Here is a 12,154-nt window from a genome sequence, read left to right as displayed (position 1 = left end):
GCCCGGGCGGGCATCCGCCGCCGCAGGCCAGGGCGCGTCAGCCCTGCCCCAGTTCGAGGTTGTCGATGAGGCGCGTGGCGCCCAGCTTGGCGGCGGCCAGCGCCACCAGGGGCTCGCCGGCCTGCAGGTCGGCGGCCTGCGGGCGCTTCAGTCGCGCTGGCGGCGCACCCGCACGTAGTCCACCTGCCAGCCCCGGCGCGCCAGCTCGGCCGCGGCATCGCGCTCCAGCGCGGCGGCATCGCGTTCGCCCGCGGCCAGGCGCTGGTCGATGCGCCGCAGCTCGGCGTACAGCGCGGGCGCCTCGGCGCGGTCGGCGTCCGACAGGTAGCGATTGCGCGACGACAGAGCCAGGCCGTCGTCCGCGCGCACGGTTTCATGCGCCAGCACGTCCACGGGAAGCTGGAACTGGCGGCACATGGCGCGCACCACCATGAGCTGCTGATAGTCTTTCTTGCCGAACACCGCCACGCGCGGCTGCACGCAGGAGAACAGCTTGAGCACCACGGTGCTCACGCCGGCGAAGAAGCCCGGACGAAACTCCCCTTCCAGGATGTCGCCCAGGTCGTCGGGCGGCTGCACGCGGAAGTTCTGCGGCTCCGGATACATTTCGCGTTCGTCGGGCGCGAACAGCACATAGACGTCGCGCGCGCGCTCCAGCTTTTCGATGTCGGCCGCCAGGGTGCGCGGATAGCGGTCGAAATCTTCGTTGGGACCGAACTGCAGGCGGTTGACGAAAATGCTGGCCACCACCGGGTCGCCGTGCTGGCGCGCGAGCTTCATGAGGGCGAGGTGCCCTTCATGCAGGTTGCCCATGGTGGGCACGAAAGCGACCCGGTTCTGCCCGCGCAGGTGGTCCCGCAATTCCTGGATGGTGTGTACGACTTTCAAGGGGTTTCTCCGGAGAGGGAAACGGCGGCCGGCCGGGTTCAGGCGGCGGCGGCCGTCACGCTGGTGTAGGCCAGGCGCACGTAGATGGGCGCGTAGGGTTCGGCCTGGGTGATTTCCAGCAGGGATTCGCGCGCGAGCTCCAGCATGGCGATGAAATGCACCACGACGACGGCGGCCGGCGCGCCTTCGCGGATGCGCTCCATGAACAGGTCGCCGAACTCCATGAAGCGCACGTCGTTCAGCCGCCGCAGGATGTGCGTCATGTGGTCGCGCACGGACAACTGCTCGCGCGTGATGTGGTGGTGCTGGTTGAGCCGGGCCCGCTTCATGATGTCGGCCCAGGCGGCGCGCAGGTCGTCGACGCTGACCTCGGGCAGCGCGCGCTCCACGTTGAGCTCGGCCACCGCCTGGCTGCTGAGGAAATCCCGCCCCAACTGCGGCAGGGCGTCAAGCTTCTGCGCGGCGAGCTTCATCTGCTCGTATTCGAGCAGGCGGCGCACCAGCTCGGCGCGCGGGTCTTCGGGCTCTTCGCCGGTGTCGGTCTTCTTGACCGGCAGCAGCATGCGCGACTTGATCTCGATGAGCATGGCCGCCATGAGCAGGTACTCGGCGGCCAGTTCGAGGTTATGGATGCGGATCTGCTCCACATACGACAGATACTGGCGCGTGACATCCGCCATGGGGATGTCCAGCACGTTGAAGTTCTGCTTGCGGATCAGGTAGAGCAGCAGGTCCAGCGGCCCCTCGAACGCTTCCAGGAACACTTCCAGCGCGTCGGGCGGAATGTACAGGTCGGTCGGCAACTGGAACAGCGGCTCGCCGTACAGGCGAGCGAAGGCCACGCTGTCGACGGTGTCGGGCGTGCTGTCGATCTGCGGTTCCACTAGCGCGGCCAGGGCGTCGCCCGGAACGGACGAGGGCAGGGACATGGCGGCCGGCGCGTATCAGTCGGCCTGATACACATAGGGCTTCTGCGGCACGCGGGCGGCGCGGAAACCCTCCAGCAGCTCCTGGTCCTGGGGCTTGTCCCAGAGGCGGGCGCGGCCTTCGCGCTGGCGCTCTTCGGTGCCCGGGTGGGACTTCTTGTACTCGTTGAGGAACTGGGTGATCTCGGATTGGTAGTTGTTTGCCATGACACCAATTTCAGCGGGTTTCAGATGGGGGGAGTTTACTGCACGCGGGCCCCTTCCCCGGGCGTTACAATCGTCAGGCGCCCCTCTCAGATCGTTCCCGCACCGCTTCCGCCCATGCCCGCAGAATCCGCAGCAGCCCCCCGTCCCGGCCAGTCCTCTCCCCCGGACGCGGCGCGCGCGGCACGGATGATTCCATTCATCGTGGGCTGCGCGCTTTTCATGCAGATGCTGGACGCCACGGTGGTGGCCACCGCGCTGCCCGCCATGGCGCGCGCGCTGGGGTCCACGCCGGTGCGCCTGAACGTGGCCATTACCTCTTACCTGCTGTCGGTGGCCGTGTTCGTGCCGGTGAGCGGCTGGGCGGCCGACCGCTACGGCGCCCGCCGCGTCTTCGTGGCCGCCATCGGCCTTTTCACCCTGTCGTCGGTGGCCTGCGCGCTCTCGCAAGACCTGGTGCAGCTGGTGCTGGCCCGCATCGTGCAGGGCATGGCGGGCGCCATGATGGTGCCGGTGGGCCGCATCATCCTGCTGCGCACGGTGCCCAAGGAAGACCTGCTCAAGGCCATGTCTTTCCTGTCCATCCCGGCGCTGCTCGGCCCCGTGATCGGCCCGCCGCTGGGCGGGTTCATGGTCACCTATATGTCGTGGCACTGGATCTTCCTCATCAATATTCCCATCGGCGTGCTGGGCATCGCGCTGGTGATGCGCTGCGTGGCCGAGATCCGCGAGGAAGGCACCCCGCCGCTGGACTGGCCCGGCTTTCTGCTGAGCGCCATCTGCCTGGCCTCCCTGGTGAGCGGCTTCGAGGCCATCGGCCGCGACGTGATGCCGCTGCCCCTGCTGCTCGGCCTGATCGCGCTGGGCGCGGCCTGCGGTCTGCTGTATGCGCGCCACGCCCGCCGCAGCGACCGCCCCATCATCGACCTGTCCCTGATGCGGGTGCCCACTTTCGCCATCGCCACCCTGGGGGGCAACCTGTGCCGCTTCGCGGTGGGCGCCACGCCCTTCCTGCTGGCCATGCTGCTGCAGGTGGGCTTCGGGCTCACGCCGTTCTCGGCCGGCCTGATCACTTTCGCCAGCGCGGCCGGCGCCCTGCTCATGAAATTCGTCGCTACGCCCATCGTGCGCCGCTTCGGGTTCCGGCGCGTGCTGACCGTGAACGCGGTGCTTACCGGCAGCTTCATCGTCCTGTGCGCCGGCTTCACGCCGCAGACGCCGGTATGGTTGATGATCCTCATTCTTTTGGTGGGAGGCTTTTTCCGGTCGCTGCAATTCACGGGGGTAAATACGCTAACCTATGCCGACATCCCCCCGGCCATGATGAGCCGCGCCAGCAGCTTCGCCGCCATGGCGCAACAGCTCGGCATCAGCCTGGGCGTGGGGGTGGCCGCGGTTACGCTGAACATCAGCATGGCCTTGCGCGGCGCCGACAGGCTTGCCGTGGGCGACGTGGTTGCCGGATTCATCGTCATAGGCGTGCTGTGCGCAGCATCGGTCTTCTCCTTTAGACGCCTCGAGCCGCTGGCCGGGGCACACCTGAATGGCGCCAAACAAAGTGACGACGAATGAATTTGTCCTCGCCCTGGACCAGGGCACGACCAGCTCCCGCGCCATCGTCTTCGACCGCGAGGGCACGGTGCGCGGCGTCGGCCAGCGCGAATTCCGCCAGTTCTACCCGCGTCCGGGCTGGGTCGAGCACGATGCCGCCGAAATCTGGCACAGCCAGCTCGACGTGGCGCGCGAGGCCCTGCGCAACGCCGCCGTCTCGGCCGCCGACGTGGCGGCGCTGGGCATCACTAACCAGCGCGAAACCACCCTCATCTGGGAGCGCGGCCACCGGACGGCGCTGGCGCGCGCCATCGTCTGGCAAGACCGCCGCACCGCGCCGATGTGCGACCAGCTGCGCGCGGACGGCCATGCCGATTTCCTGCAGTCGCGCACGGGGCTGGTGCTGGACGCCTATTTCTCGGGCACCAAGCTTGCCTGGCTGCTCGACCACGTGCCCGGCGCGCGCCAGGCCGCCGAACGCGGCGAGCTGGCCTTCGGCACGGTCGACACCTGGCTGATCTGGCAGCTCACCGGCGGCGCCGTGCACAGCACCGACCCCAGCAACGCATCGCGCACCATGCTGTTCGACCTGCACACGCAGGACTGGAGCGACGACATCCTGGCGCTGCTGCGCATTCCCCGCAGCGTGCTGCCGACCATCGCGCCCAGCAGCGCGTGGTGGGCCGCACCCAGCCCGAATGGCTGGGCGGCGCCATTCCCATCGCGGGCGTGGCCGGCGACCAGCAGGCCGCGACCTTCGGCCAGGCCTGCTTCGCGCCCGGCATGGCCAAGAACACCTACGGCACCGGCTGCTTCATGCTGATGAACGTGGGAGACAAACCCGTGGCATCCGGCCACAACCTGCTCTCCACCGTGGGCTGGGGCCTGCCGGACGGACAAGGAGCGGGCTGGAAACCCACCTACATGCTGGAGGGCGGCGTCTTCGTGGCGGGCGCGGCGGTGCAGTGGCTGCGCGACGGGCTGGGCATCATCCAGCGCTCCGAGGAAATCGAATCCCTGGCCGGCAGCGTGGCCGACACCGACGACGTCTTCATGGTGCCCGCCTTCGCGGGCCTGGGCGCCCCGCACTGGGACCCCTATGCGCGCGGCACCTGGTGGGCCTCACCCGCGGCACCACGCGCGCCCACCTCGCGCGCGCCACGCTGGAATCCATTGCGCTGCAAAGCGCGGAACTGCTGGCCTGCATGAACGCCGACAGCAGCATCGACTTCACCGAGCTGCGGGTCGACGGCGGCGCCGCCCAACGACCTGCTCATGCAAATGCAGGCCGACCTGCTGGGCGTGCCGGTGGTGCGGCCCCGCGTGCCCGAATCCACGGCGCTCGGCGCGGCCGGACTGGCCGGGCTGGCGTGGGGTTCTGGGCCGACCAGGAAGAATTCGCTTCCAAATGGCAGGCCGAACGCCGCTTCGAGCCCACCTGGCCGGCCTCGGTGCGCGAAGCCCGCATGCGCGCGCTGCGCCAGGCGGTGAGCTGGCGAAAGGATGGTCCCGGCCTGAATAGCAGGCCGCCCAGGGGGGGGCCGCCCAAGGGGCCCGTCCAGGGGCTGCGCTGGCGGACCAGCGGAGCCGGATCCCCGGCGCTGGCCTGGGGACGGCTCGGGTTGGAATGTTCGCTTTTCGCGGAGCAAGTGGCGCGCGTCGGCGCGGCGGGGCTATAGCCGTTCGGCCAGGAAATCCAGGAAGCAGGCGATGCGCCGGGCCAGCGGGGTGTTGCGGTAGTACACGGCGTGCATGGGCTGGAGATAGTCGGTGTAGGCGTGTTCCATGACTTTCACGAGCCGGCCCTGGGCCAGATCGTGACGCACCATGAATTCGGACAGGCAGGCCAGGCCCACGCCCTCCAGGGCGAGCAGGCGCTGGGTTTCGCCGGAAGACGTGGCCAGGGTGGGCGTGATGGGGTAGCTCGAGCCGCCCTCGTGCCTGAGCGGCCAGACGTTCAGGGTTTCGGGCTGGGTGAAGCCCAGCAGTTCATGGCCGGCCAGGTCTTCCACCCGCCGGGGTTCGCCGCGCCCGGCCAGGTAGCGGGGGCTGGCGAGCAGGAAGCGGGGCGAGGGGCGCAGCGGACGGGCGTGCAGGGAGGAATCGGTGAGCGGGCCGGCGCGCAGGGCCACGTCGGTGCGGTGCTCCAGCAGATCCACGATGCGGTCGTTGCTGGTGAGTTCCAGCAGGATGGCCGGATAGCGCTCGCGGAATTCCCGCACGTGCGGCACCACGCAATGCAGCATCACCGGCGCCGACGCGTCCACGCGCAGGCGTCCGGCGGGCTGCTGGTGGATGATGCGCATGCATTCCTCCGCTTCTTCCAGCGACTCCACAATGCGGCGCGCCTTTTGCAGAAACTGGCTGCCCTCCTCCGTCAGCTCCATGCGCCGGGTGGTGCGCGACAGCAGGGTCACGCCTAGCTGCTCCTCCAGCCGCGACAGGCCGCGGCTCACGCCCGAAGCGGTCTGGCCCAGCATTTCGGCGGCGGCGCTCATGCTGCCGCGTCCACCACCGCCAGGAACAGCCGCAGCGCGTCGGAATTCAAGGCCATCATTGAGTCCAAGTCATAAGCATTTTTTCTTTATAGCTGTTTTTCTCACGAATCAGCCGGCGCAGAATGCGAGTCCTGGCTTGCGGGCCCGCGCCTGGCCGTCCCGCCGCGCGGACAGACCCGCCCGCCATGGGCCTACCCCGCCCGGGCTGGCCCGCCTCCTTCCCGTTCCGTTTCCGGAGGTTCACATGCCTGTCGCCTTGTGGGCGCCCGCCGTCGGCGCCTTTGGCATCGGCACCACCGAGTTCGTCATCATGGGCCTGCTGCCCGAGGTGGACGCCGACCCGGGCATCTCGCTGTCGGGCGCGGCCTGCTCGTTACCGGCTACGCCCTGGGCGTCACGCAGGGCGCGCCGCCCGTGGCCATCCTCACCACCCGGCTGCCGCGCAAGACGCTGCCATCGCGCTGATGTTCACCGGCCTGGCGGTCGCGCTGGCGAGCTGGAAGCTCGACCGGCGGCCCGCCCGCGCGGCCGCGGCCTGCGCATAGCCCGCGCCGCTCCCCATGCATGACGTGACGGCCTGTTACGGCATGGCCGACGGCAAGGTGCAGGACGCCGGCGCAGGCGGCCCTGCGCTGGCTGGCGCGGCAGGACAACGCGATGGCGCTCATCAGGCCCCTGCGCTGCGAGCGCCGCCGGGCCCAACGGCGGCGGGTGGCGCCTCCCGGCCTGGAACTGAGCCGCGGGCTCAGGATCCGGCCAGCTTGCCGAAGGCGGCATCCAGCCGCTGCTGCACGGCCTGCAGGCGGCCGCGCGCGTCCTGCGACCATTTGCGGTCGGCCTCCAGGCTGGACTGCGCCTCCTTCAGCATGCGCGCCACTTCCGCCGGCTGCGGACCGCCCAGGCCCTTGCTGGAAGCCACCATGTTCTCGGCCGTGAGCGCCTTGCGGAATGCCGCCTCGGTCAGCGGCAGCCTGGCGTTCTCGATGCCGAAGCTGCGGGCCGCCTCCGTATAGATGCGCTGCACCTCGGCAAACGGCAGCTCGGCCGGCTTCAGCCCGTTCTGCCGGCCATAGGTTACGAGGTCGGAGGCGAAATGGTGGCCGATGCGAAACGGCACATCGGCGTCGCGCTGCAGCACGTCCGCCAGCTCGGTGGTGGTGGAGTATTCGGCGTTGACCTCCTCCAGCGCGCGCCCGGAGTTGAGCACCAGCCCGTCCAGCATGGCGCTCAGACGCCGGTACATCTCGGTGGCGGAATCCACGGCCTCCTGCGCCTGCGCGCGCTTGTAGTCCGGCATGCCGGGCGTGACGTTGTGCGCCACCACCAGCGCGGTCATCGCGTCGCCGATGGCCTGGCTGGCCTGCAGGCGCAGCGTGTTGAGCGCATACGGGTTGCGCTTCTGCGGCATGATGCTGCTGGTGCCCGTCAGCTTGCCCTCCTGCAGCATGAGCCAGGGGCGCGTCTGGTGGTATTGCGTGTGCACATCCTGCACGAAAGCGCCCACGGTCAGCGCCATGGTGTTGACCAGGCCGGCCGCCTCCGCGCCCACGTCGATCTGCGCGAGCTGGTTGGCGTCGTACGAGTTCTCGCCACGCCGTCGAAACCCAGCGGGGCGGCCGGGTCGCCCGTGCTGTCTTCGATGGACAGCCCGGCCACGCCGGTTTCGACCGCCAGGGCTACGTTTTCGGCCACTTCGCCGGGCGTGGCCCCGAATCCGTTTTCGAAATCCGCATTGACGGGCAGGCTCGTGGCCCGCACCAGTTCGCGCAGGTGCGCCAGCACGGCATCGCGCGGCAGCGCATTGTCGGCATGGCCGGTGGACCAGGCCAGTCCGGAACTGGTGCTGGCCAATGCCTTGAAGCCGAGGTGCTGCAGAAAGAGCGCGCTGCCGATATCCCAGGGATTGGGCAATACGAAGCAGCCGCTCCGGTGCAACGCCCGGAAGGCGGCGCGTTTTTCGGAAATGCTCGGGGGCATGGGTATCTCTCCGTTTTTAATGAATTCGTCAGCAGGATTTAAGCGGATAGAAATATGACGAAAACCTGAATGGAAAACTGTTTTCAAAACCGCCGAAAACCCGCTTTCATTGTCAAATTTTGAAACTGGAGCCCATTTTTACGCCTATTGCACTCCGTAATGCGCGCATAATGGGGTCGCTTCCGGGTTTTCCCGGTAGGCTCTTTTTGCAAGCGTGTTGTCACCGTTCCGGCAGTTCGTGGTTCGAAATTCATGTCGTCGTTGCGTGACAGCATGGAATTTTTCACGGAGATGTCTATGACAGACGAGGCAAAACCGCGCAGGCGCTTCCTGCAGGCGCTGGCCATCGTGCCTGCTTCCACCCTTGCGGTGGGCACCATGGCAACCGGCTGTAGCAGCGCCGCCGACAAGGCGGCGCCGGCTTCCGCAAAGGCCTACGAGCCTACCTATTTCACCAAGCCCGAATGGGCGTTCATCGTGGCCGCGGTGGATCACCTGATTCCCGAAGACCAGTACGGTCCCGGCGCCGTCGCGGCGGGCGTGCCCGAATTCATAGACCGCCAGATGGAAACGCCCTATGGCCACGGCAAGCTGTGGTACATGCAGGGGCCGTTCCACCCCGACGTGGCGCCCGAGCTGGGCTACCAGCTCAACCAGAACCCCCGCGAGCTGTACCGCCACGGCATCGCCGCCTGCGATGCGTGGTGCAAGAAGACGCACGGCAAGGTCTTCGCCGAGCTCGACAAGCCGGTCCAGGAGCAGGTGCTGAAGGACATGCAGGCCGGCAAGATCGAATTCGATACCGTGCCCGCCAAGACCTTCTTCAGCTACCTGCTGACCAACACCAAGGAAGGTTTCTTCGCCGACCCGATGTACGGCGGCAACAAGGGCATGGTGGGCTGGAAGATGGTGGGTTTCCCGGGCGCGCGTGGCGATTACATGGATTGGGCCGACCAGCCCAATGTCAAGTATCCCTACGGCCCTGTGTCGATTTCCGGGGAAAGGGGCTGAGCGATGGCGATCAAGAAAGAAAAAGTCGATGCCGTGCTGGTGGGTTTTGGCTGGACCGGCGCCATCATGGGCCAGGAACTCACGGAAGCCGGCCTGAACGTGCTGGCGCTGGAGCGCGGCGGCATGCAGGACACGCCCACGGATGCGGAATATCCGAAGGTGCTGGACGAACTCGCCTATTCGGTGCGCGGCAAGCTGTTCCAGGATCTCTCCAAGGAAACCGTGACGATACGGCATGGCGTCGACGACGTGGCCGTGCCGTATCGCCAGAACGGCTCCTTCCTGCTGGGCACCGGCGTGGGCGGGGCGGGCTTCCACTGGAACGGCATGCACTACCGCATCCTGCCCGAGGAACTGGAGCTGCGCACGCGCTACGAGACGCGCTACGGCAAGAAGTTCATCCCGGAAGGCATGACCATCCAGGATTTCGGCGTCACGTTCGACGAGCTGGAGCCCAGCTTCACCAAGTTCGAGTACGTGTGCGGCACCTCGGGCAAGGCCGGCAACCTCAACGGCAAGATCGTCGAGGGCGGCAATCCGCACGAAGGCCCGCGCAGCAAGGAATACCCGCTGCCGCCCCTGACCACCACCTACGGCGCGCAGCTTTTCGAGAAGGCCGCCCGCGAAGTGGGGTTCAACCCCTATCCGGCGCCGGCGTCCAATGCGTCGGGCCCGTACACCAATCCGTACGGCGTGCGCCTGGGGCCCTGTAATTTCTGCGGGTTCTGCGAGAACTACGGGTGCTACATGTACTCGAAGGCCTCGCCGCAGACGACCATTCTGCCGGTGCTGCTCAAGAAGCCGAACTTCGAGCTGCGCACGCACTCGCACGTGATCAAGGTCAACCTGGACTCTTCCGGCAAGAAGGCCGTGGGCGTGACCTACATCGACGCCCAGGGGCGCGAGGTGGAACAGCCCGCCGACCTGGTGATCCTGTCGGCCTACCAGATGCACAACGTGCGCCTGCTGCTGCTTTCGGGCATCGGCAAGCCCTACGATCCCAAGACCAACGAAGGCGTGGTGGGCAAGAACTACGCCTACCAGATGAACGGCGCGGTGAACGTGCTGCTGCCCAAGGGCACCCAGCTCAATCCCTTCGTGGGCACGGGCGCGGGCGGCGTGAGCATGGACGACCTGAACGGCGACCAGTTCGACCACGGGCCGCTGGGCTTCGTCGGCGGCGCCAGCATCCGCCACGTGCGCTACGGCGGGCGCCCCATCAAGCAGACGCCCACGGTGCCGGGCACGCCCGCGTGGGGCACGGCCTGGAAGGCCGGCGTGCAGGACGCCTACCAGCGGTTCCTGACCATCGGCATTTCCGGATCGGTGATGTCGTACCGCGACGCCTACCTGTCGCTGGACCCGACCTACAAGGACAGCTTCGGCCAGCCGCTGCTGCGCATGACCTTCGACTGGCATGACAACGAGTTCGACATGCTGGCCTACATGGGCAAGCGCATGGAGGAAGTGGCCAAGGCCATGAATCCCGAGAAGCACTTCGTGGCCGTGCGCAAGAAGGGCGCCCGCTACGACACGCGCGTCTACCAGAGCACGCACAACACGGGCGGCGCGATCATGGGCGCCAACCCCAAGGAAAGCGTGGTCAACAAGTACCTGCAGAGCTGGGACGTGCCCAACGTGTTCGTCATGGGCGCCTGCGTGTTCCCGCAGAACATGGGCTACAACCCGACCGGCCTGGTCGGCGCCCTGGCGTTCTGGTCGGCCAAGGCGATTCGCGAGCAGTACCTGAAGAACCCCGGTCCGCTGGTCCAGGCTTGAGGAGGGACGCGTCATGATGAAGCAAACCATAGCCGCGGCCCTCGCTCTGTGCGCCGCAAGCGCCGCCTGGGCCGCCGAGGGCACGCCCGCCGCGGCCGACGCGCAGCTCGTCAAGCAAGGCGAATACTTGTCCCGCGCGGGCGACTGCATCGCCTGCCACACCGCCAAGGACGGCAAGCCCTTTGCGGGCGGCCTGGGTCTGGATTCGCCGCTGGGCGTCATCTATTCCACCAACATCACGCCGGACAAGGAAACCGGCATCGGCGAATACAGCCTGGAAGACTTCGACCGCGCCGTGCGCCATGGCGTATCCAAGGACGGCCACACGCTGTATCCGGCCATGCCGTATCCCTCGTACGCCAGGATGTCGCCCGACGACGTGAAGGCGCTGTATGCGTACTTCATGCAGGGCGTGCAGCCGGTCAGGCAGGAGAACAAGGACACGGACATCGTCTGGCCGCTCTCCATGCGCTGGCCGCTGGCGGTGTGGCGCTGGATGTTCGCGCCCGACGTCGCGACCGCGCCCGTTACCGTGCCCGACGGCGCGGACAAGCAGGCGCTGCTGCGCGGCCAGTATCTGGTCGAGGGCCTGGGCCACTGCGGCACCTGCCACACGCCCCGCGGCTTCGCGCTGCAGGAGAAGGCGCTCACCGACGCCGACGGCTCCGACTATCTGTCCGGCGGCGTGGTCGAGGGCTGGCTGGCCAAGAACCTGCGCGGCGATCCGGTGGACGGCCTGGGCGCCTGGAGCAAGGAAGACATCGTGGCCTTCCTGAAGTCCGGGCGCAACGGGCATTCCGCCGCCTTCGGCGGCATGGCCCAGGTGGTTTCGGACAGTACGCAGCACCTCACCGACGAGGACCTGAACGCCATCGCTGCCTACCTGAAGAGCCTGCCGCCCGCCCGCAAGGACGCGGCCGCGGCCCTGACGTACGACCCGGCCGTGGCGCAGGCGCTGCGCACCGGCAAGGACCAGGGCGACGGCGCCATGACCTTCCTCAACAACTGCGCGGCTTGTCATCGCAGCACCGGCAAGGGCTACGAGCAGACCTTCCCGCAGCTGGCGCTGAGCAGTACGGTCAACTCGGCCGATCCGACCTCGCTCATCCACATCGTGCTCAAGGGCGCGCAGATGCCGGGCACCGGCGCGGCGCCCACGCGCTATGCGATGCCGGGCTTCGACTGGCGCCTGACCGACAAGGAAGTGGCCGATGTCGTGACCTTCGTGCGCGCGAGCTGGGGCAACAAGGGCGCGGCCGTTACCGCGTCCGACGTGGCCAAGGTGCGCAAGGACGTCGGCGCGGCGGCCGCGCCGGCCCG

The 12,154-nt window shown here is 67.9% G+C and carries 7 protein-coding genes and 5 pseudogenes; 6 read left to right on the top strand and 6 right to left on the bottom strand.

Annotation, left to right across the window (positions count from 1 at the left end):
- Positions 1 to 37: 37 nt before the first annotated feature.
- The 3 genes and pseudogenes from panC to AD428_RS14680 form a co-directional block, all read right to left on the bottom strand.
- Positions 38 to 888: pseudogene (gene panC, locus AD428_RS14690) on the bottom strand (pantoate--beta-alanine ligase).
- A gap of 38 nt (positions 889 to 926) precedes the next feature.
- On the bottom strand, positions 927 to 1,817 hold the full coding sequence (locus AD428_RS14685; RefSeq protein WP_053245663.1) for a segregation and condensation protein A: 891 nt from the start codon (positions 1,815 to 1,817) through the stop codon (positions 927 to 929).
- Positions 1,818 to 1,832: 15 nt separating this feature from the next.
- Positions 1,833 to 2,021, bottom strand: coding sequence for a DUF3460 family protein (locus tag AD428_RS14680; protein WP_053245662.1), 189 nt, complete (start codon positions 2,019 to 2,021; stop codon positions 1,833 to 1,835).
- A 186-nt stretch (positions 2,022 to 2,207) separates the two neighbouring features.
- Here AD428_RS14680 and AD428_RS14675 point away from each other — a divergent pair, with 186 nt between their 5' ends.
- A complete protein-coding gene (locus AD428_RS14675; protein WP_235490346.1) occupies positions 2,208 to 3,590 on the top strand; it encodes a DHA2 family efflux MFS transporter permease subunit in 1,383 nt (460 codons plus the stop codon).
- A pseudogene (glpK, locus tag AD428_RS14670) lies at positions 3,577 to 5,091 on the top strand (glycerol kinase GlpK). Before AD428_RS14675 ends, glpK begins: the two are co-directional and overlap by 14 nt.
- 151 nt (positions 5,092 to 5,242) lie before the next feature.
- Here the strand turns inward: glpK and AD428_RS14665 are convergent.
- A pseudogene (locus AD428_RS14665) lies at positions 5,243 to 6,123 on the bottom strand (LysR substrate-binding domain-containing protein).
- A gap of 188 nt (positions 6,124 to 6,311) precedes the next feature.
- On the opposite strand from AD428_RS14665, the pseudogene AD428_RS25100 reads away from it, so the two are divergent.
- Positions 6,312 to 6,514, top strand: a pseudogene (locus AD428_RS25100) (MFS transporter); the annotation flags it as partial.
- A gap of 298 nt (positions 6,515 to 6,812) precedes the next feature.
- Here the strand turns inward: AD428_RS25100 and AD428_RS14660 are convergent.
- Together AD428_RS14660 and AD428_RS14655 are read right to left on the bottom strand one after the other, a co-directional pair.
- Entirely contained in the window at positions 6,813 to 7,616 is an 804-nt protein-coding gene (locus AD428_RS14660; RefSeq protein ID WP_053245660.1) for a lyase family protein, read from the bottom strand.
- 56 nt (positions 7,617 to 7,672) lie between these two features.
- Positions 7,673 to 8,044 (bottom strand): annotated as a pseudogene (locus AD428_RS14655) (isocitrate lyase/phosphoenolpyruvate mutase family protein); the annotation flags it as partial.
- 297 nt (positions 8,045 to 8,341) lie between these two features.
- Here AD428_RS14655 and AD428_RS14650 point away from each other — a divergent pair.
- The 3 genes from AD428_RS14650 to AD428_RS14640 all read left to right on the top strand — a co-directional run.
- Entirely contained in the window at positions 8,342 to 9,055 is a 714-nt protein-coding gene (locus tag AD428_RS14650; protein ID WP_053245659.1) for a gluconate 2-dehydrogenase subunit 3 family protein, read from the top strand.
- Positions 9,056 to 9,058: 3 nt separating this feature from the next.
- The gene (locus AD428_RS14645; protein WP_053245658.1) at positions 9,059 to 10,834 is read left to right on the top strand and encodes a GMC family oxidoreductase; all 1,776 of its coding nucleotides are present in this window, start codon (positions 9,059 to 9,061) and stop codon (positions 10,832 to 10,834) included.
- 13 nt (positions 10,835 to 10,847) lie between these two features.
- On the top strand, positions 10,848 to 12,154 hold a 1,307-nt coding region (locus AD428_RS14640; RefSeq protein ID WP_053245657.1), incomplete at its 3' end, for a c-type cytochrome.

Source organism: Achromobacter sp. DMS1 (assembly GCF_001270295.1).
This window is presented reverse-complemented; position numbering and strand designations above follow the sequence as displayed.

Excerpts from the sequence above, each read along its gene's own strand:
- AD428_RS14685 (WP_053245663.1), bottom strand. The coding sequence starts at position 1,817 with ATGTCCCTGCCCTCGTCCGTTCCGGGCGACGCCCTGGCCGCGCTAGTG.
- AD428_RS14650 (WP_053245659.1), top strand. The coding sequence starts at position 8,342 with ATGACAGACGAGGCAAAACCGCGCAGGCGCTTCCTGCAGGCGCTGGCC.
- AD428_RS14680 (WP_053245662.1), bottom strand. The coding sequence starts at position 2,021 with ATGGCAAACAACTACCAATCCGAGATCACCCAGTTCCTCAACGAGTAC.
- AD428_RS14675 (WP_235490346.1), top strand. The coding sequence starts at position 2,208 with ATGATTCCATTCATCGTGGGCTGCGCGCTTTTCATGCAGATGCTGGAC.
- AD428_RS14645 (WP_053245658.1), top strand. The coding sequence starts at position 9,059 with ATGGCGATCAAGAAAGAAAAAGTCGATGCCGTGCTGGTGGGTTTTGGC.